The following is an 18,977-nucleotide window of genomic DNA, read 5'->3' as shown; positions in this document are numbered from 1 at the left end:
GTTGGGCGGTGGGGTGCGCATTCCTGCGGGGGCACCCCCGGATCGTCCCCCTCCCGGGCCGGTATGGCGGCTGCCTGCCGGTGGGGGTGAACGTAGTTCGGGGACTGCGGTTCGCCCCCGACGGCGGCGCACCCCCACGAGAAGGCCGTCAGCCGACGTCGAATCTGCACGGGTGGTGGGGGTGGGAACACCCCGCGCCGCCAGGCGCGGGCACCCCGGCGCCGGGTCAGTCGCCCACGCACCCCGGGCGGGCACCGCCCGAGGCGTCCCCCGTGGCGGGCAAGCCGCCCACGCACCCCGGGCGGGCACCGCCCGAGCGCGGCGCCGCCAGGCGCGGGAAACCCCCACGGCGGGTAAGCCGCCCACGTACCGGCAAGCGGCCACCGCCCGAGCGCGGCGCCGCCAGGCGCGGGAAACCCCCACGGCGGGTAAGCCGCCCACGTACCGGCAAGCGGCCACCGCCCGAGCGCGGTGCCGCCGGGCGCGGGCGCGGGCCCCGTCGTGAGCGGGCGGGAGGGGCCGGCCCCGGAGGGGCTACGTGAGGTCGGGGCGGGAGTAGGTGCGGCCCTTCCAGGCGGCGCCGCGGCCGCGGTAGTGCTGGACGGCGGAGTCGACGGTCATGAGGAGGTACAGCGCCGCGGTGTAGGGCAGGGTGAGGGCCAGCCACAGCGGCTGGGCGTAGTAGCGGAGCATCGGCACGTACGTGAGGGTCATGACGGCCCACGCGGCGGCGCCCGCCGCGCACAGGGCCCAGGAGCCGGTGGCGGCCCCGCCGACGGCGGTGGCGGGCGGGACGAGGTAGATGAGGGCGAGTCCGAGGACCGTGCCGGCCAGCACCGCCGGGTTGTGCCGCAGCTGCGCGTACGCGCTGCGCGCGATCATCCGCCACAGTTCGCCGAGGTGGGGGTAGGGGCGGACGCTGTCGACGCGCTCGGCCAGGCCGAGCCAGATCCGCCCGCCGGAGCGCTTGACCGCGCGGGAGAGCGCGACGTCGTCGATGACGGACTGCCGGATGCTGTCCGGCACCCCCGCCGCGTCGACGGCCGCGGAGCGGATCAGGACGCACCCGCCCGCGGCCGCGGCGGTGCGGGAGCGGTGCCGGTTGATCCACCGGAAGGGGTAGAGCTGGGCGAAGAAGTAGACGAAGGCGGGCACGATCAGCCGCTCCCAGCCGGTCTCGACCCGCAGCCTGGCCATGAGGGACACCATGTCGAGGTCCGCCCCCGTGGCGGCCGTGACGAGGGCGCGCAGGCTGTCCGGGCGGTGCGCGATGTCGGCGTCGGTGAGCAGCAGGTACTCGGCGCCGGTGCGTTCGCGTGCGAGCGCGATGCCGTGCCGCACGGCCCACAGCTTGCCGGTCCAGCCGGCGGGGGGTTCGCCGGGGGAGGAGACGGTGAGCGGCAGCCCGCCGTGCCGGGAGGCGAGCTCGCGGGCGAGGTCGCCGGTGCCGTCGGTGCTGCCGTCGTCGACGAGGAAGACCTCGGCCCGTCCCGGGTAGTCCTGTGCGAGCAGCGACGGCAGGCTCGTGCCGAGCACCTCCGCCTCGTCCCGTGCCGGCACCACGACGGCGACCGCCGGCCACCGCCCGGGCTCCGCGGCCGCGCGTGGCAGCCGGACGTCCGTGCGCCAGAAGAAGCCCTGTCCCAGCAGCAGCCACACCCACACGAGCAGGGACAACCCCGCGATCACTGTCATCACCGTCACCCGCGCAGTCTGCCGCACCGCGGGTGCCGCCCGGCTGTGCGGTCCCGGCGGCGCCTATTGTGAAGGCGTGAAGATCGCACTCGTGGACTCCGGGATCGGACTGCTGGCCGCCGCGGCGGCCGTACGGCGCCTGCGGCCGGACGCCGACCTGGTGCTGTCGAGCGACCCGGCGGGCATGCCCTGGGGGCCGCGGACCGCGCAGGACGTCAGCGACCGCGCGCTGCGCTGCGCGCTGGACGCCGCCGAGCGCGGTCCGGACGCGCTGATCGTGGCCTGCAACACCGCCTCCGTGCACGCGCTGGCGGCGGTGCGGGCCGCGCTGGAGCCGGGCCTGCCGGTGGTGGGCACGGTGCCCGCGATCAAGCCCGCGGCCGCGGGCGGCGGTGCCGTCGCCGTGTGGGCCACCCCCGCCACCACGGGCAGTGCCTACCAGCGCGAGCTGATCGCCGAGTTCGGCGGCGGCGCGCAGGTGACCGAGGTGCCGTGCCCGGGCCTCGCCGCCGCGGTGGAGGCGGGCGACGAGACCGCGGTACGGGCCGCGGTCGCGGCCGCCGCGGCGCTGACCCCGGAAGGGGTGCGCGCGGTCGTGCTGGGCTGCACGCACTACGAGCTGGTCGCGGACCGTATCGCGGCCGCCGTGCCGGGTGCCGAGCTGTTCGGCTCCGCGGAGGCGGTCGCCGCGCAGGCGCTGCGCCGGATCGCCGCCGCGGGGGACGTGACGGAGGGCGGCGGCGGCCTGGAGGTGCTCCTGAACGGGGTGGGCGCACCGCTGCAGGCGGTCGCTGCGGCCTACCCCCAGGGAGCCGCGCTCTGCGTGACACCCGCCACGGCCTGACGCGGCGGGGCTGCCCGAAACGTGCCGGGTGAGTACGCTTCGAGCATGACGCACGCTCCCCGCTCGGAGTCCGTCGCGCCCCAGGTGTGGACGGGCCGCGCCAGCAACCGCATGCAGTGGGTCCTCGCCACGGTGGGGGCGGCCTGCCTCGCCCTCGGTGTCGAGCTGGCCGTCGACCAGCCGGCCACGACCGATCTCGTGCCCCTGGTGATGTCCGTCGTCGGCTGCCTGGCCGCCGGCCTGCTGATCCTCTTCGGCACGGTCGCCTTCACGCACGTGAAGGTGCGGGTGGACCGGGAGTGCGTGGAGGTGCGCTGCGGCCACATCGGGGTGCCCCGCCGCCGCATCCCGCTCGCCGATGTCAGCGGCGCCCGGCTGGCCCCGCTGATCAGCCCGCGCAGCTGGGGCGGCTGGGGTTACCGCTGGCGACCGGAGAAGGGCACCGCGGTGATCGTCCGGCGGGGTCCCGGCATCGTCATCGATCTGGGCGGCGACCGGCGCTTCACCGTCACGGTCGACGACCCCGAGGGCGCCGTGCAGGCCATCGCGGCCTGGCTGCGCCTGCGCTCCCGCCCGATCGCCAGGTCCTGAACCGGGCCGCCGCTTCTTCACCCGTCCGGCTCAGTCGTCCGGTGGCGTCCGCTCCGGGGCGAGCGGGCGGGCCGTCGTCACGCCCGCGACGAAGCCGGCACCCGCGGTGACGACCGCGTAGCTCAGTACGTGGTCGACGGCCGCGAGCATCGCCAGGGCCGTCAGCGTGGCGCCGGCGGTGAGGACGACGGGGGTGGGGCGTGGCGAGCGCCCGAGCGCGGTGAGCAGCCACGCGAAGGACGCGGCCAGCAGCGCGACGCCGGGGAGGCCCTGCTCGGCGGCGAGCTGGAGCGGCGCGGACTGCGGGGACGGGGCGGCAGGGCCGGTGGCGGGCGCCGCGAAGGGGTCGGCGTCCGCGCCGTCCGCGTCGGCGAAGCGCTCGGGGCCGACGCCGCGCAGCGGGTGGTCCTCGGCCAGGGTGACGGCCCGGTGCCAGAGGTCGGCGCGGGTCTGGGCGGGCCGGCCGGTGAGGGACGCCGACGGACCCGCCGGCAGAGCGCCGGCCGCGACCGCGCAGGTCGCCCCCACGGCGAGGGCGGTGGCCAGGCCGAGCGCGGCCAGCGCGGGGAGCCGGTGGCGGAGGCGGGCGGCGGTCAGGGACCACAGCACGACCGCCACGCCCGCGGTGCATCCGGCGGCCGAGCCGAGCGCCAGTGCCGCGGCGGCCGCGCCCAGCCCCGCGGTGCGCAGCGCGATCCGCCGCGGGCGGTCGCGTACGGTCCAGGCGGCGCAGCACGCGGCGCCGGCGGCCAGCACGAGCAGCGCGGCGTCGGCGTTCGGGTAGCCCAGCGGCGGGGCGCCCCCGCGGGCGGTCAGCCGGCCGTCGGGGGCGAGGACCAGGGCGAGGACGGTGGTGGCGGCCGCGGCGGGCGCGAGCGCGGGCAGCAGCGCGCCCAGGACGCGTCCGAGCGCGTAGCCGGCGGAGACGGCGAGGACGGCCAGCAGCGTGCCCTCCGGGCGGGCGGGCCGTCCCGCCGCGGCGACCAGCGCCCACGCCGAGGCGCAGCCGAGCACCGCGACGCCTGCCGCGTCGGTGAGGCCGCGCCTGCGGTTGCGGTCCGCGGGCCCGTCCGGCCGCAGCGGCGCCGGCCGTGCCCGCGCGGCGCCCGGCGGTTCGCCGGCCGTCGTGTCCATCCCCCGGTACCCCCTGACCCACGAGGGCGCGACGGGTTGCCGTCACGCCCTCGTTCCCCGTGCGGGCGCTCTTCCCGGGTCACGGTAACGGCTGGGCGGGCCGAGGGGGACAGGTGCGCGGCAAGCTTGTCGTCACTGGGAAACGTGGTGCGCACGTGGTGTTCACCCGGCGTCTCGTAGGCTCGGTCCATGGCGACTCCGCAATTCATCCTGGACATCCGTGCCAAGGCGGGCGACACCCTGCTCTTCCTGCCGGGCGTGGTGATGGTGGTGTTCGACGACCGCGGCCGGGTCCTGCTCAACCGGCGCGCCGACACCGGGAGGTGGGCGCTGCTGAGCGGCATCCCGGACCCGGGTGAGCAGCCCGCGGAGGCGGCCGTGCGGGAGGTCGAGGAGGAGACCGGCGTCCTGGCGGTCGTGGAACGGGTGCTGAGCGTCTTCACCAACGAGCCGGTGGTCTACCCCAACGGCGACCGGGCGCAGTACGTGGACATCGTGCTGCGCTGCCGCGCCGTCGGCGGGGAGGCACGGGTCAACGACGACGAGTCGCTGGACGTGCGCTGGTTCGCCGTGGACGAGCTGCCCCCGCTGGGGCCCACGGCCCGGGGCCGGATCGAACTGGCGCTGCGCGAGGACCCCACCTGGTTCGCGCCCGCCGCGCTCCCCGGCAGCGCCGACCGGGGCTACCGGGTGCCCTGACCCCGCCGGGCGGGTCCGCCGCCCCGCCCTTTCCCCGCCCCGCCGCGATGTCACATCGCGCCCCGCGGCGCCCCTCTGACCGGCAGGAGCCGTGAGGGCGCGCCGAGCGCACCGGCTCGTCCGCGTGCCGCGCCGTCCCGTACGGGACCGCACGGCACGACCACGAGGCCGCGGGCGCGCGCACGCGGCGAGGAGGGAAAAGTGAGTTCAATGCGGGGCAACCCGTGGGCGGTCCTTTCCGTGCTGTCCGTCGGGTTCTTCATGACGCTGCTCGACCTGACCATCGTCAACATCGCCGTTCCCGACATGGTGGGCGGTCTGGGCGCGTCCCTGGACCAGGTCCTGTGGGTCACCAACGCCTACACGCTGGCGCTGGCCGTCCTGCTCATCACCGCGGGCCGGCTGGGCGACCTGAACGGCAAGAGGAACCTCTTCGCCGGCGGTGTCGCGCTGTTCACGGTGGCCAGCCTCGCGTGCGGGCTGGCGCAGGGCCCGGGCGAGCTGATCGCCTTCAGGGCGGTGCAGGGCGTGGGCGCGGCGATGCTGCTGCCGCAGACGCTGTCGCTGATCGTGGACGTCTTCCCGGCGGGCAGGCGCGGCGCCGCGCTCGGGGTGTGGGGCGCGGTGGCCGGGGTGTCGGGGGCCGCCGGGCCGACGGTGGGCGGCCTGCTGGTCACCCGGCTGGACTGGCGGTGGATCTTCTTCGTCAACGTCCCGCTCGGCGTGCTGTGCGTCATCGGGGCCCTCGCCTGGTTCCCGGCCCCGGTGCGCACCGTGCGGCACCGCTTCGACGTGCCGGGCACCGTGCTGTCCACGGTCGCGCTGTTCCTGGTGACCTTCGGGCTGACGGAGGGCCGGCGCTACGACTGGAACGGCTGGATCGTGGTCTGCCTGGCCGCTTCCGCGGTGTTCGGGGCCGGCTTCCTGCTCCACCAGCGCAGCCGCCAGGACGGCGAACCGCTGGTGCCCTTCGCGCTCTTCCGCGACCGCAACTTCACCCTCATGAACGTCGTCGGTGTCGCCGTCTCCTTCGGCATCGTCGGCCTCTTCCTGCCGCTCACCGTCTACCTCCAGTCGGTGCTGGGCTACAGCGCGCTCAAGGCCGGCCTGGTGCTGCTCCCGCTGTCGGCCGGCACCTTCGTGACGGCCGGGCCCGCATCGGTGCTGGCCGACCGGCTGGGCGCCAAGTACGTCCTGCTGGCGGGACTGCTGCTGTTCGGCGGCGGCCTGGTGTGGATCGCTTCGGCCGCGGACGCCGGCGGCAGCTGGACCGGCGTCGTGACCCCGCTGTTCCTCATGGGCCTGGGCACCGGGTGCACCTTCTCGCCGATGGCGGGGGAGGCGATGCGCAATGTGCCGCCGCACCTGACGGGTGCCGCCTCGGGCGTCAACAACGCGCTGCGGCAGATGGGTTCGGTGCTCGCCGGGGCCGTCGTCGGGGCGGTGCTGCAGGGGCGGTTCGCCGCCGGGCTGAAGGACCAGGCCGCGCGGCACGCGGTCGACGTGCCGGCCGCCTACCGGGCCTCCTTCGTGCACGGCTTCGACGCGGCCGGGCGGCGGCTGGACCTGGCGTCCGGGACGGCGGGCCCGGCGCTGCCCGGGGACGTCCCGGCGGGCACCGCCGCGCGGATCCGGGGAGCCGCGGGGACGGTCTTCGCGCACGGTTTCGTCGACGCCATGGGGCCGACGCTGCTGGTCTGCGCAGGCGTGCTCGCAGTCGGCGCGCTGAGCTGCCTGTTCGTCATCCCGCACGCGGGCGCGTCCGGTAACCCGCACGGGCTGCCGATGACGGAGGAGGAGACCGCGTCGGCCGCCGCCGGGTGACGCCGGGAACCGGTGGACGGCACGGACGGCACGGACGGCGCGGACGGCGCGGCGGAGGTGTCGTACAAACATTCGTCATATGGCGTCTGGCCAGCGGACTTTGTCAGTGGTGGGCAGTAAAATCGGGAGTGTTCGAGAGGTTCGGCCGACGCCGCAGGAGGTTGCCGATGCCCGCTGCCGTACTGTCCCCGCCGAAGAGTCCGCTACCGAGGCGGGCGCTGCCCGCCGGCCGTCCGCGTGCGTGGTACGTCGCGCACAACCGGCGGCTGAAGTCCATGCGCCTGGTGATCGCCCTGCTCGACGCGGGCGTGTACGAGCCGGCCCAGGCCGGCAACGGGCGGATACGCGACGCCGCCGAGCGGATCGGTGTCCACGAGCCGTCCGACACCACCTGCCGGATGGTCCGCACGCTGCTGGTCTACGGCCGCTGATCCGTCCGGCCCGTCCGCCCGTGGCCCCTCCCGCGACCGGGGGAGGGGCCACGGGCCGCCCGCTCAGAACTTGCGGTAGGTGTACGCGTCGGCCGCCGCGGCGGCCACCGCGTCCAGGTCGGCGCCGGTCGAGGCGGTGACGACCGCGGCGACGGCGCCCTCCAGGAAGGGGGCGTCCACCAGCCGCGTCCCTGCGGGCAGCTCCTCGTCCGCGAGCAGCGCCTTGACGGTGAGCACCGCGCTGCCCAGGTCGGCCAGCACCGCCACCCCGGCGCCCCGGTCCACCGAGTTCGCCGCGGCCGTTATCAGGTCGGAGCTGGTGCCGAAGCCGCCGTCCGGGGCACCGCCCGCGGGTACGACGGGCACGGTGCCGCCCGCGCCGCTCAGCCCGGCGGCGAGGTCGGCGACCGCCTGGGCGGCCTGCGCGCTGTGCGAGACCAGCACTATTCCGACGAGCGGGGTGCTCATGCGTCCTCCCGGGCTGCCTCGGCGAAGGCCTCGACCAGCAGCGCCGACGAGGTCGCCCCCGGGTCCTGGTGGCCGATGCTGCGCTCGCCCAGGTAGCTGGCCCGCCCCTTGCGGGCCCGCATCGGTGTCGTCGCCTCCGCACCCGCCCGGGCTGCCTCCGAGGCCGCCGCGAACGCCCCGGCCGCACCGGCGCCCCCGTCCAGGGCGCCGCCCAGTGCGGCGAGGGCCGGCAGCAGCGCGTCCAGCATCGTCTTGTCGCCCGGCACCGCACCGCCCAGCTGCGCGACCCCGTCGGCCCCGGCGCGCAGCGCGTCCCGCAGCCGTGCGAGGGACACCGCCGGCTCGTCGCCGAGGTCCTTGCCCGCCCGGCGCAGCAGCGTCCCGTACAGCGGCCCGGACGCGCCGCCCACCGTGCTGATCAGCGTGCGGCCCACCAGCACCAGCACCCCGCCCGGGGACGGCGGCGCCTCCTGCTCGACGGCGGTCCGCGCGGCGAGGAAGCCGCGCCGCATGTTCGCGCCGTGGTCGGCGTCGCCGATGGGGGAGTCCAGCTCGGTGAGCCGCGCGGCCTCGCGCTCGACCGCGGCGGTCGCCGCCGCGAGCCAGCGGCGGGCGAACGCCGCGTCGACCGGCGCCTCGGGATCGGGGGTTGCGTTCATCGGGGTCGCGCGGTCCTTTCGCCGGTGGTGCGGGAGGAGGTGCGGGTCGTACGGGCCGGGTGGCGGTGCGCCGGGCGCGGGCGGGACCGGGGTCAGCAGCCCCAGCGCAGGCCCGGGGTGGCGACCGGGGCGTCGTACAGCCGCAGCAGCTCCTCGTCGGCCCTGCATATCGTCACCGAGGCGCCCGCCATGTCGAGGGAGGTCACGTAGTTGCCGACCAGGGTGCGCGCGACCGGGACGTTGCGCGCGGACAGCGCGCGCTGCACCTCGGTGTTGAAGCCGTACAGCTCCAGCAGCGGGGTGCCGCCCATCCCGTTGACCAGCAGCAGCACCGGGCCGTCCGGCTGGAGGTCGGACACCACCGCGTCCACGGCGGCGTCGGCGATCTCCCCGGAGGTCATCATGGCGCGCCGCTCGCGGCCCGGCTCGCCGTGGATGCCGACACCCAGCTCCAGCTCGCCGTCGGGCAGGTCGAAGGTGGGCCCGCCCTTGGCCGGTGTGCTGCACGCCGCGAGCGCCACACCGAAGGAACGCGAGGCGGCGTTGACCTGCCGGGCGAGCGAGGCGACCCGCTCCAGCGGCGCGCCCTCCTCGGCCGCGGCGCCGGCGATCTTCTCGACGAAGAGTGTGGCGCCCGTGCCCCGCCGCCCCGCGGTCCAGGTGCTGTCGGTCACCGCCACGTCGTCGTCGACCAGCACGGTGGCGACCTGCACGCCCTCGTCCTCGGCCAGCTCGGCGGCCATCTGGAAGTTGAGCACGTCGCCGGTGTAGTTCTTCACGATGAAGAGCACCCCGGCGCCGCTGTCGACGGCCGCCGCGGCGCGCACCATCTGGTCCGGCACCGGCGAGGTGAAGACCTCGCCCGGGCACGCCGCGTCCAGCATGCCGCGGCCGACGAAGCCGCCGTGCAGCGGCTCGTGCCCGGACCCGCCGCCGGAGACCAGCCCGACCTTGCCCTCGTACGGCGCCCCGCGCCGTACGATCACCCGCCTCTCCACGTCCACGATCAGCTCGGGATGCGCGGCGGCGACACCCCGCAGCGCGTCGGCGACCACGTTCTCGGCGACGTTGATCAGCATCTTCATCGGCTACTCCGTCCGCACGGGCCACGGGCTCTCCAGCCTACGGTTCCACCGCCCGCGGGGCACCATGTACGGCAAGGGCCGTGGGCCCTGCGGTACCCTCCCGCCCCTCCCGGCCGGCCGCGGGCGCGGCTACGGTGGGCCGGGGAAGGGAGGCCGTCATGAGCGACGCCGACCCCGGGCTCTTCGGACCCCGCTCGGTGACCTGGCAGCTGCACGCCGACCCGGTCATGTGGGTGGCCGGCATCAGGGCGCTCTACCTCCAGGCGCTGCACCCGGGGGCGGTGCGCGGGGTGGTGCAGAACTCCGACGTCCGGCGTGACTCGTGGGGGCGGCTGCTGCGCACCGCGTCCTTCGTCGGCGAGATCACCTACGGCACCGTGCCCGCCGCCGAGCGCGCGGGCGCCCGTGTCCGCGGCATCCACCGCCGGCTCTCCGCGACCGACCCGGACACCGGCGAGCGCTACCGCGTCGACGACCCCGAGCTGCTGCTGTGGGTGCACTGCGCCGAGATCGACTCCTACCTCGGCGTCGCCCGCCGCTCCGGCTACCCGCTGACCGCCGCCCAGGCCGACGCGTACGTGGCCGAGCAGCGCACCGCCGCCCGCCTCGTCGGCCTCGACCCGGCCGATGTGCCGGGCAGCACCGCCGAGCTCGCCGGGTACTTCGACGCCGTACGGCCGCGGCTCGCCGCCACGCCCGAATCCGGCGACATCGTGCGCTTCCTCGACGCGCCGCCCGTGCCCTGGCCGCTGCTGCCGCTGCGGATCGCGGTGTGGCGCGCGGTGGCCGGCACCGCCTACGCCGCCCTGCCGCCCTGGGCGCAGGAGCTCCACGGGCGGCCGGGGCCCGCGCCGGGCGCCGCCGACCGGCGGCTGCGGGCCGCCGGCCGGCTGCTGCGGGCGATCCCCGCGCGGGTGCGCTGGCAGCTGCCGCCCGGCCACATCCTGCGGGCCGTCGCCCGGCTCGGCCCCGGCACGCGCCCCTCCCCCCGCGGGCTGCCGGACGCCGCCGGGGCGCAGGCGGGTACGGCCTGAGCGGATATGCCCTGATGCGAGGTGACGTGTTCGGCGCGGCCCGGCCATACTGAGTGCGGGGAAGCACCGAGGACCACGGGGGCGGGTACGCGATGGCGGCGGGACATCACGGGGACCACCACGGGCGGGGCGGCGGGGCGGAGCAGGCCGAGGTCATCCAGGGGCGCTACCGGCTGCACGAGCTGATCGGGCGCGGCGGCATGGGCGAGGTGTGGCTCGCGCTCGACGAGGCGCTGGGCCGCAGGGTGGCCGTGAAGTGCCTCAAACCGCTGGGCCAGGCCAGGGACGCGGGCTTCACCCGGGTCCTCCAGGAGCGCTTCCGCCGGGAGGCGCGGGTCGCCGCGGCACTCCAGCACCGCGGCATCACCGTCGTCCACGACTTCGGCGAGCACGACGGCCTGCTCTTCCTGGTGATGGAGCTGCTCGACGGGCGCAACCTGCTCCAGGTCCTCGACGACGCCCAGCGGCACCCGCTGCCCGTCCCCGACGTCATCGACATCGCCGAGCAGGTCGCCGACGCGCTCGCCTACACGCACTCGCAGGGCATCGTCCACCGGGACCTGAAACCGGCCAACATCATGCGGCTCACCGACGGCGGGGTGAAGATCTGCGACTTCGGCATCGCCCGGCTCGGCCACGACATCGGCTTCACCTCCCGGCTCACCGGCACCGGTGTGGCCATGGGCACCCCGCACTACATGTCGCCCGAGCAGATCGGCGCCTCCGGCGAGGTCGACCACCGCAGCGACCTGTACTCGCTGGGCTGCGTGCTCTACGAACTGGCCACCGGCGCACCGCCGTTCGACCTCGGCGACACGTGGGCGATCCTGGTCGGCCACCGCGACACCGCTCCCGACCCCCCGCGTGCCCGGCGCCCGGAGCTGCCGACCGAGCTGGACCGGCTCATCCTCGACCTGCTCGCCAAGGCCCCCGACGACCGCCCGCAGGACGCCGCCGGCGTCTGCGGCCGGCTCAAGGCGCTGCGCGGCGGCGGCCTCACGCACCAGCCGCCCGCCGCGTCCGCCGGGACGGGGCCGGCCGCCGGACTGCCCGGCTGGGCGCGGCACCTGACCACGGGCACCGCCGCCGCCCCCACCCGGCCCGCGCCCGTCCCGCACCACGAGCTGACCGGCGCGTGGTCCACCCGCGGGATGCGCCCGCCCGTTCCCGCCCCGCCGCCCGGCCCGGCCGCGGGACCGCAGGCGGAGCTGGCCGCCCGGCACGCCGAGGCCATCGACCTGGCCCGGGCGGGCAGGTGGCGGCAGGCCCACGACCTGCACACCGCCGTGGCCGCCGCCCGCGAGAGCACGCTCGGCGCCGACCACCCGGACACCCTCGCCAGCCGCTACGAGACGGCCTACTGCCTCACCGGCCTCGGCCGCACCGAGGAGGCGCTGCGGCTGTACGCGCACGTCGGCGAGGCCCGCGCCCGCGTCCTCGGCCCGGACCACCCGGACACGCTGGCCGCCCGCCACGAGGCCGCGTACGCGCTCGGGGTGCTCGGCCGCCACGAGGAGGCGCACCGCGAGTACACCGGCGTGCTCGCCGCCCGGGTGCGCGCGTCCGGGCCCGACGATCCCGACACCCTCCAGTGCCGGCACAACCTGGCCTACAACCTGGGGTGCCTCGGCCGCACCGAGGAGGCGCACGCGCTGGCCGCCGAGGTGGCCGAGGCGCGCACCCGGGTGCTCGGCGCGGACCACCCGCAGACGCTGACGACGCTCTTCGAGGTCGGCCACATGCTCGGCAGGGCCCGCCGCTGGCCCGAGGCGCTCGACGTCTACCGCGACGTCGCCGCCGCGCGCGCCCGCGTCCTCGGCCCCGACCACCCCGACACGCTCGCCGCCCGGTACGAGACCGGCATCTGCCTGGGCCGGCTCGGCCGCAGCGCGGAGGCCCTGGCCCTCTACGAATCCCTCGTCGAGGCCAGGGCCAGGACGGCCGGCACCACCGACCCCGAGACGCTGCGCGCCCGGCACGCGCTCGGCGTCAACCTCGGCCGGCTCGGCGACTGGGAGCGCGCGCTCGCCGAGGCGCGCGACGTGGCCGCCGTCCGCGCCCGCGTCCTCGGGCCCTTCCACCCCGACACGCTGGTCAGCAAGCGGGAGATCGCCGTCGCCCTCGGCTGGCTCGGCCGCTGGTCCAGTGCGCTCGCCGTCTACCACGAGGTGGCCGACGCCCGCGAGCACGTCCTCGGCGCCGGCCACCCCGACACCCTCGCCAGCCGCAGCGACGAGGCGCAGTGCCTGCGCCGCCTCGGCCGCACCGCGGAGGCGCAGGCCCTCTACGTACGCGTCGCCGCCCACCGCAACGTCCCACCGCCCGCCGGGAGCTGAGCCGCGCGGCGTGCCGAGCCCCCCGGCACCGGGCGGGAATTCGGCCGCCCGCCCGCCCGCTCCGCCGTCCGGCGCACGGGGCTCCCCGGGCCCGCGGGCGGTTGTGCCCGCGGCGAACGAGGCCGTCCCCGGCGCCGGGCCGGTACTAGGGTCCGGGCATGAACGCCATGCGCACCTTCCGCTCCGGCGGCGTCCGGCTGGCCTACGAGCAGGCGGGCCCCGCCGGCGGGTCCCCGCTGCTGCTCCTGCACGCCCTCGGCGAGAACCGGGGCTCCTGGGACGCGGTCGCCGACGCGCTCGCCGCGGACGGGTGGCGCACCACCGCGCTCGACCTGCGCGGGCACGGCGACAGCGACCACGCCGACGACTACACCTTCGAGACGATGCGGGACGACGTGTTCGCGCTGCTCGGCGAGCTGGGGCTCGACGAGGTCACCGTCGTCGCGCACTCCCTCGGCACGGTGGTGGCCTCGCTCGTCGCCATGGACCGGCCGTCCGCCGTCCGGCGGATGGTCCTGGAGGACGGGCCGCTGCCCTTCCCCGCCGACCCGCCCCGCCCTGTCCCGGCGGACCCGGGCCCCGGCCCCGGGCCCGCCGGTTACGACTGGCGGGTCGTCGCCGCGGTCGCCCGCCAGCGCAACGCACCGCCGGCGCGGCATCTGGAGGGGCTCGCGGAGATCACCGCGCCGACGCTCGTCATCGGGGGCGGCCCGCGCAGCCACATCCCGCAGGACCAGCTCGCGGAGGTCGCCGCCCGCATTCCCGGCGCCCGCCTCACCACGATCCCCGCGGGCCACATGATCCACGACGACCGCCTGCCGGATTTCCTCACGGCGACCCGGTCCTTCCTCTCCGAGCCCTGACCCGGGCGCCCATCCCGGCGCCTGGGCCGTCCCACGGCCGGCAGGCGAGGCCCGTGCGCGGCGCCGCGGAAGGCCGCCGGGGCGGCGGCCCGGACGCTAGCCGGGCCAGGGGGCGGAGAACGCCCGGGACGGGTTCGTGCGGAAGAGGGCGTCGGCCGCGGCGGGGCCGAGTTCGCGGACCAGCCGGGGGCGCAGGGTGCGGAGGAGGTAGGAGGCGCCGGGGCCCGCGCCGGGAGCGGTGGTGTCGGCTCCGAGGAGGAGCTGGGAGGCGTGGCCCGCCTCGGCGAGGGCGGCGAGGGAGCCGACCAGCCACGGATCGGTCGCGCTGTGCGCCCGGCTCGGCCCGTCGAAGGCCAGGTACGCCCCCGCGGCGGCGAGTTCGCGGTGCACCCCGGGGTCGGGGAAGCGGTTGAGGTGCCCGAGCAGCAGGCTGCCCGGGGGCACCCCGAGCTCCCCGTGGAGCAGCCCGAGGACGTCCACCGCGGCGGTGCCCGACTCGTGGTGGATGCCGATGGGCGCGCCGGTGGCGTGGTGGGCCCGGGCGGCCGCGGTCATGACCCACCGGGTGTGGTCGTCGAGGGCGTGGAACATCCCGGCGACCTTGATCATCCCGGCCCGCGGGCCGGTCCGCGCCCCGTCCGGGTCGTCGCCCGCGACCGTGCCCTCGGTGAGTTCGGCGACGAAGAGCTCGGCGAGAGTGTCGCCGCGGCGCAGCCGCCCCAGCAGCTCGGGGTCGTAGTGGACGGCCTGGTGGAGGCCGGTCGCGGCGATCACGTGCACCCCCGTGGCACGTGAGAGCGCGGTCAGCCGTTCCGGTCGCCGGCCCATCGCGAAGGGCGTCCACTGGGCGAGGGCGCCGCCGCCGAGGTCGCGGAAGGCGCGCAGGGTGTCCAGCGCGGCGTCCTCGTCGTCGAGGGGGGCGGGCAGCACGGGGCTGCGCAGGAAGAGGTGGTCGTGCGCGTCGACGGCGCCGAGCGCCGCGGGCTCGACGTCACCCAGCACCGTACGGACCGTGCGGGGGCCGCTCACCGTGCCTCCGTCCGCTCGGTCCCGCGCAGCACCGCCGCGGCGACGCGCAGGCCCGCGAGGGCCTTGGGCACCCCGACGTAGGGCGCCAGGTGCACCATCACCTCGACGATCTCCCGCGGCTCGACCCCGATCCGCAGGCTGTTGCGGACGTGGTCGTCGAGCTGCGGCTCCACCCCGCCGAGCGCGGTGAGCGCCGCCAGCGTGGCGATCTGCCGGTCGCGCAGCTCCAGGCCCTCGCGCTGGTACGTCCCGCCGAAGAGGCTGGTGACGATCCAGTCGGCGAAGCCCGGGGCGAGCGCCTCCAGGCCGTTCAGGGTGCCCTCGACGGTCCCGGGCCCGGCGAGCTCGCCGAGCAGCCGGTAGCCGGCCTCGCGGTCGAACACGGCCTCGCGCATCACCACGTCCTCCCCTCGGGCAGCTTGCCGAGTTCCGGGCGGGACAGGTGCAGCACCTGGTAGCGCTCCTCACCGGGAGCCTCGGGCGCGGTGTCCTCCCAGAGGGTGAAGTGGAGCAGCTCCCAGCGCCGCGGGTCGACGGCCACCGCGGTGGAGTGCACGCCGGGCCGTTCCGCGGTGCGTGCCATCTCCTCCAGGGCGTGTGCGACGGCGGTGGCCGGGGCCGTGCCGGGGGAGAGCCGCAGGGCGCGGCGGGCGGCGGCGCGCGGCACGGTGTCGCGGGCCGGGCCGCGGGCGAAGCCGAGCCCGGTCCAGTGCTCGACGTCGGGGCGGCCGAAGTCGTCGCACAGGGCCTGGAACCCGGCGCCCCACAGGAAGCTGTGCATGCCCTCGGGGGTGTTCCACAGGTAGAAGGGCGCGTACTCGTTGACGGGCGAGCCGTCGACGCCCCGCTCCCGTATCAGGTACGCCTTCTGGCCGAGGCCGGGGAAGTCGTCGAGCAGACGGCCTTTCGCGGCCACCCGGCGGCGGATGATCCGCATGTCGTAGTCGGCGGGCAGGGTGATCCGGTAGTTCATCGCGTGCACGGGCACGTTCTCCTCGGGTGGCGGTCGCTCCGGTCGGGCGTACGGCTGTGGTTCAGGGGCCGGTGGCGGGTACGGCCTGGGCCGCGAGGAGGGCGACCGCCCCGCGGACGGCGGCGTCGAAGGGCTCCTGCGAGCCGGCGGCGCGGGCCAGCACGTAGCCGCCCTGGACGACGGCGACGATCGCCGCGGCCGTGTCGTGCGGGTCGAGGCCCGGGCGCAGCTCGCCGGCCTCGACGCCCTCGGCGACGACTCCGGCGAGGTGGCCGGTCAGCCACGCGAACGTCTCCTGCACGGGGGCGCGCAGTTCGGCGCTCGCGATCACGTCGGGATCCATCGCCATCCGCCCGACGCGGCAGCCGCGCAGCGCGTCACGCTCCCGGACGAGGTAGGCGGTGGCCCGCTCGAGCGCGGTGCCGCCGCCGGCGATCTGCTCCTCGGCCTGCGCCCGCAGTTGCGCGGCGCTGCGGCGCATCGCCGTGACGGCGAGGTCGGGCTTGCCGCGGAAGTGGTGGTACATGCTGCCCTGTCCGGCGCCCGCGCGTTCCTGGATGGCCTTGGGGCTGGTGCCGACGTACCCCCGTTCCCACAGCAGTGCCTGCGCGCTCTCGATGAGTCGTTCCGACGTCTCCATGACCGCACTGTACATACTAGTAGGTACAGAAAACAAGCCGTCCAAGACCGCGCGGGCCGGAAGGCCGGGGCGCCCCCGCCCCGTTCGGGGGCGCCCCGGCCGCGGTGGTGCGGGTCAGGCCCGCAGTCCGGCCGTCGACAGACCGGCCTCGGCCGCCCCCGGCGCCCCCTGGAGGACGGTGCCGCCCTCACCGGGGTGCACGCTCACACCGCCCGGCGGCGGCGGGCACCCGGCGCCGGTGCCGACGTGCACCGAACCCGCGGGCGCGGGCTTGCCGTTGACGTAGACCGTGACCTTGCCGTGCACGACCTTCACCTCGATCCTCTCCGCCGTGCCCTTGCCGGGCAGCCCGGGCAGCGGCGGCAGCGTGACCGGACCGCCCTTCCCGCCCGCGGGCCCGCCGACCCGGACGACGCAGACGATCCGCTTGCCGCCCCGGGCCTTGCCCTTCCCCGCGCCCTTGGCGGCGGTCTGCGCGTGCGCCGCGTGGTGGGCCGCCGGCGGTGTCGCGGCGCCGCTGACGGGCGCCGCCGCGACGCTCGCCAGGCCCACCCCGGCCACGAGGGCGAAGCCCGCGGCAATCCTCTTGTCGATCATCGTGTGGAGTCTCCCGTTCGAGATCGCCGGACCGGCCGGTCCAGCGATCAGCAGGCTCGCCCGGGACGGCTGAAGCGGGGCTGAAGCCCCGGCAGATGATCTTCATGTTCGCCTTAGGTGGCGGGCCGCACGCTGTGCGGGTGCGCATACTCGTGGTGGAAGACGAACGCAGGCTGGCCGAACTCCTCGGCGACGGGCTGAGCCGGGAGGGCTTCGCCGTCGACCTCGCCCACGACGGGCGCGAGGGGCTCTGGATGGCCACCGAGCACCAGTACGACGCCATCGTGCTCGACGTGATGCTCCCCGAGCTGGACGGCTACGGCGTGTGCCGCGCGCTGCGGGAGGCCGGCGTGTGGACGCCGATCCTCATGCTCACGGCCATGGACGGCGAGTACGACGAGGCGGAAGGCCTCGACACCGGCGCCGACGACTACCTGACCAAGCCCTTCTCCTACGTCGTGCTGCTCGCCCGGCTGCGCGCCCTCGTGCGGCGCGGGCTGCGCGAGCGCCCGGCGGTGCTGGCGGTGGGCGACCTGCGGGTCGACCCGGCCGGACTGCGGGCGAGCCGCGGCGACGTGCTGATCCCGCTGACGCCCAAGGAGTTCGCGATCCTGCACTGCCTGGCCCGGCGCGCCGGCGAGGTGGTGCCCAAGTCCGAACTGCTGGCCCGCGCCTGGGACTTCGCCTACGACGGCGACTCCAACGTGGTCGAGGTCTACATCAGCGCGCTGCGCCGCAAGATCGACAGGCCCTTCGGCCGCAGCACGCTGCGTACCGTCCGCGGCGCCGGCTACCGGCTGGAGGCCTGAGATGAGCGTCCGGCTGCGCACCACCCTCGCCGCGACCGCCGTGGTGGCCGCGGCCCTCGGGCTCGCCGCCGCCGCGCTCTTCCTGTCGCTGCACGCGAGCCTGACCCGCTCCGCGCGGGAGCTGGCCGCCCAGGACGCGGGGCGGAAGGCCGCGGTGGTCCTGGAGCAGCACGGCCAAGGGGGCGGCACCACGGCCGCCCACGGCACCGGCGGCCCGCTCCCGGACCCCGTGCCGCCCCTGCCGCCGGGGGAGGGCGGCGGCACGGTGGTGGTCTCCATGGACGTGGACACCGGCGCGGGCCCGGTCACCGTCGAGGGCACCGCGTCCCTCGCGCCGGTCCGCGCCGCGATGCGCACCCTGGTGCGGGTGCTGGTCCCCGGCGTCCCCGCCCTGCTCGCGCTGGTCGCCCTGCTGTGCTGGCACACCACCGGGCGGGCGCTGCGCCCGGTGTCCGCGATCCGCGCGAAGGTCGCCGAGATCACCGCCCGGGATCTGCACGAGCGCGTCCCCGTGACGGACGCCCGCGACGAGGTCGCGGCCCTGGCCCGTACCGTCAACGCCACCCTCGACCGGCTGCAGACGGCGGTCGGGGCGCACCGGCAGTTCGTCGCCGACGCGGCGCACGAGCTGCGCAGCCCGATGGCCGTGCTGCGCACCCGGCTGGAGCTGGCCGCGCCGGCGGAGCAGGATCTCGCCCGCGAGGCGCTCGCCGACGTGCAGCGCCTCCAGACCCTCACCGCCGACCTGCTGCTGCTCTCCCGGCTCGACGCCCGCGAGCCGATCCGCGCCCGCGAGACGGACCTGGCGCAGATCGTCGCCGAGGAGGCGGCCAGGGCCAGGCCGCGCACCGATGTCGCGGTACGCATGCGGCTCACCCCCGACGTGCTGGTCGACGGCTCGCCGGACCACCTGCGGCGGATGGTCGCCAACCTCGTCGACAACGCGGTACGGCACGCGTCGGGGGCGGTGACCGTCGAGCTGACCCGCGACGGCCCGGCCGGCCGGGCGCGGCTCGACGTCGCCGACGACGGGCCCGGCATCCCGCCCGAGCACCACGCCACCGTCTTCGACCGCTTCACCCGGCTCGACCACGCGCGCGCCCGGGACACCGGCGGATCGGGACTCGGCCTGCCGATCGCCCGCGACATCGCGCTCGCCCACCGCGGCTGGCTGCACGTCGTGCCGGGCGGCGGGCCGGGGGCGACACTGCGCGCGACCTTCCCGCCGCGGGCGCCGGCCGCCCGCTGAGCCGTCCCTGCCCCGGC

Annotated in this window: 20 protein-coding genes; 10 read left to right on the top strand and 10 right to left on the bottom strand. The window is 76.7% G+C overall.

The features are described from left to right. Positions 1–534 precede the first annotated feature (534 nt). Positions 535–1,695: a glycosyltransferase gene (locus ACH4SE_RS06675; RefSeq protein WP_398542665.1), complete on the bottom strand. Its 1,161-nt coding sequence runs from the start codon at positions 1,693–1,695 to the stop codon at positions 535–537. Between the two features lie 76 nt (positions 1,696–1,771). Between ACH4SE_RS06675 and ACH4SE_RS06670 the strand changes: the two genes are divergently transcribed. Together ACH4SE_RS06670 and ACH4SE_RS06665 are read left to right on the top strand one after the other, a co-directional pair. After that, the gene (locus ACH4SE_RS06670; protein WP_398542209.1) at positions 1,772–2,539 is read left to right on the top strand and encodes a glutamate racemase; all 768 of its coding nucleotides are present in this window, start codon (positions 1,772–1,774) and stop codon (positions 2,537–2,539) included. Positions 2,540–2,584: 45 nt separating this feature from the next. Next, complete coding sequence (locus ACH4SE_RS06665) at positions 2,585–3,130, top strand: hypothetical protein (protein WP_398542208.1); 546 nt, start codon at positions 2,585–2,587, stop codon at positions 3,128–3,130. Between the two features lie 30 nt (positions 3,131–3,160). Here ACH4SE_RS06665 and ACH4SE_RS06660 read toward each other — a convergent pair whose 3' ends face one another. Beyond that, complete coding sequence (locus ACH4SE_RS06660; protein ID WP_398542207.1) at positions 3,161–4,264, bottom strand: O-antigen ligase family protein; 1,104 nt, start codon at positions 4,262–4,264, stop codon at positions 3,161–3,163. A gap of 189 nt (positions 4,265–4,453) precedes the next feature. Here ACH4SE_RS06660 and ACH4SE_RS06655 point away from each other — a divergent pair, with 189 nt between their 5' ends. The 3 genes from ACH4SE_RS06655 to ACH4SE_RS06645 all read left to right on the top strand — a co-directional run bounded on the left by ACH4SE_RS06655 (position 4,454) and on the right by ACH4SE_RS06645 (position 7,218). Further along, positions 4,454–4,963 carry an NUDIX hydrolase gene (locus tag ACH4SE_RS06655; protein WP_398542206.1) on the top strand — a complete coding sequence of 170 codons (510 nt, stop codon included), beginning with the start codon at positions 4,454–4,456 and terminating at the stop codon, positions 4,961–4,963. Between the two features lie 210 nt (positions 4,964–5,173). After that, positions 5,174–6,787, top strand: coding sequence for a DHA2 family efflux MFS transporter permease subunit (locus ACH4SE_RS06650; RefSeq protein WP_398542664.1), 1,614 nt, complete (start codon positions 5,174–5,176; stop codon positions 6,785–6,787). Positions 6,788–6,954: 167 nt separating this feature from the next. Next, positions 6,955–7,218 carry a hypothetical protein gene (locus tag ACH4SE_RS06645; protein WP_398542205.1) on the top strand — a complete coding sequence of 88 codons (264 nt, stop codon included), beginning with the start codon at positions 6,955–6,957 and terminating at the stop codon, positions 7,216–7,218. Between the two features lie 63 nt (positions 7,219–7,281). On the opposite strand, the gene ACH4SE_RS06640 is transcribed toward ACH4SE_RS06645, so the two are convergent. The 3 genes from ACH4SE_RS06640 to dhaK form a co-directional block, all read right to left on the bottom strand. Then, entirely contained in the window at positions 7,282–7,686 is a 405-nt protein-coding gene (locus ACH4SE_RS06640) for a PTS-dependent dihydroxyacetone kinase phosphotransferase subunit DhaM (protein ID WP_398542204.1), read from the bottom strand. Further along, positions 7,683–8,345, bottom strand: coding sequence for a dihydroxyacetone kinase subunit DhaL (gene dhaL / locus ACH4SE_RS06635; RefSeq protein WP_398542203.1), 663 nt, complete (start codon positions 8,343–8,345; stop codon positions 7,683–7,685). The genes ACH4SE_RS06640 and dhaL overlap by 4 nt, the downstream gene beginning before the upstream one ends. A gap of 92 nt (positions 8,346–8,437) precedes the next feature. Next, a complete protein-coding gene (dhaK, locus tag ACH4SE_RS06630; RefSeq protein ID WP_398542202.1) occupies positions 8,438–9,430 on the bottom strand; it encodes a dihydroxyacetone kinase subunit DhaK in 993 nt (330 codons plus the stop codon). A gap of 158 nt (positions 9,431–9,588) precedes the next feature. On the opposite strand from dhaK, the gene ACH4SE_RS06625 reads away from it, so the two are divergent. The 3 genes from ACH4SE_RS06625 (at position 9,589) to ACH4SE_RS06615 (ending at position 13,663) form a co-directional block, all read left to right on the top strand. Continuing rightward, complete coding sequence (locus tag ACH4SE_RS06625; protein ID WP_398542201.1) at positions 9,589–10,464, top strand: oxygenase MpaB family protein; 876 nt, start codon at positions 9,589–9,591, stop codon at positions 10,462–10,464. Positions 10,465–10,556: 92 nt separating this feature from the next. Then, on the top strand, positions 10,557–12,800 hold the full coding sequence (locus tag ACH4SE_RS06620; RefSeq protein WP_398542200.1) for a tetratricopeptide repeat protein: 2,244 nt from the start codon (positions 10,557–10,559) through the stop codon (positions 12,798–12,800). Between the two features lie 158 nt (positions 12,801–12,958). Beyond that, a complete protein-coding gene (locus tag ACH4SE_RS06615; RefSeq protein WP_398542199.1) occupies positions 12,959–13,663 on the top strand; it encodes an alpha/beta fold hydrolase in 705 nt (234 codons plus the stop codon). A gap of 96 nt (positions 13,664–13,759) precedes the next feature. On the opposite strand, the gene ACH4SE_RS06610 is transcribed toward ACH4SE_RS06615, so the two are convergent. The 5 genes from ACH4SE_RS06610 to ACH4SE_RS06590 form a co-directional block, all read right to left on the bottom strand. Beyond that, positions 13,760–14,692 (bottom strand): phosphotriesterase, encoded by a 933-nt coding sequence (locus tag ACH4SE_RS06610; RefSeq protein ID WP_398542198.1) that lies wholly within the window; start codon positions 14,690–14,692, stop codon positions 13,760–13,762. Next, positions 14,689–15,087, bottom strand: a complete 399-nt coding sequence (locus tag ACH4SE_RS06605; RefSeq protein ID WP_398542197.1) for a carboxymuconolactone decarboxylase family protein — start codon at positions 15,085–15,087, stop codon at positions 14,689–14,691. Before ACH4SE_RS06605 ends, ACH4SE_RS06610 begins: the two co-directional genes overlap by 4 nt. Then, on the bottom strand, positions 15,087–15,674 hold the full coding sequence (locus tag ACH4SE_RS06600) for a DUF4865 family protein (RefSeq protein WP_398542663.1): 588 nt from the start codon (positions 15,672–15,674) through the stop codon (positions 15,087–15,089). Before ACH4SE_RS06600 ends, ACH4SE_RS06605 begins: the two co-directional genes overlap by 1 nt. A gap of 52 nt (positions 15,675–15,726) precedes the next feature. After that, the gene (locus tag ACH4SE_RS06595; RefSeq protein WP_398542196.1) at positions 15,727–16,305 is read right to left on the bottom strand and encodes a TetR family transcriptional regulator C-terminal domain-containing protein; all 579 of its coding nucleotides are present in this window, start codon (positions 16,303–16,305) and stop codon (positions 15,727–15,729) included. A 114-nt stretch (positions 16,306–16,419) separates the two neighbouring features. Beyond that, complete coding sequence (locus tag ACH4SE_RS06590) at positions 16,420–16,902, bottom strand: hypothetical protein (protein ID WP_398542195.1); 483 nt, start codon at positions 16,900–16,902, stop codon at positions 16,420–16,422. A 140-nt stretch (positions 16,903–17,042) separates the two neighbouring features. Here ACH4SE_RS06590 and ACH4SE_RS06585 point away from each other — a divergent pair, with 140 nt between their 5' ends. Continuing rightward, the gene (locus tag ACH4SE_RS06585; RefSeq protein ID WP_398542194.1) at positions 17,043–17,711 is read left to right on the top strand and encodes a response regulator transcription factor; all 669 of its coding nucleotides are present in this window, start codon (positions 17,043–17,045) and stop codon (positions 17,709–17,711) included. 1 nt (position 17,712) lies between these two features. Next, a complete protein-coding gene (locus ACH4SE_RS06580; RefSeq protein ID WP_398542193.1) occupies positions 17,713–18,960 on the top strand; it encodes a sensor histidine kinase in 1,248 nt (415 codons plus the stop codon). Positions 18,961–18,977 lie beyond the last annotated feature (17 nt).

The organism is Streptomyces sp. NPDC020983 (genome assembly GCF_044333485.1).
GTDB lineage: Bacteria > Actinomycetota > Actinomycetes > Streptomycetales > Streptomycetaceae > Actinacidiphila.
The sequence above is the reverse complement of the archived record's forward strand: the minus strand, read 5'-3'. Positions and strand labels throughout refer to the sequence as shown.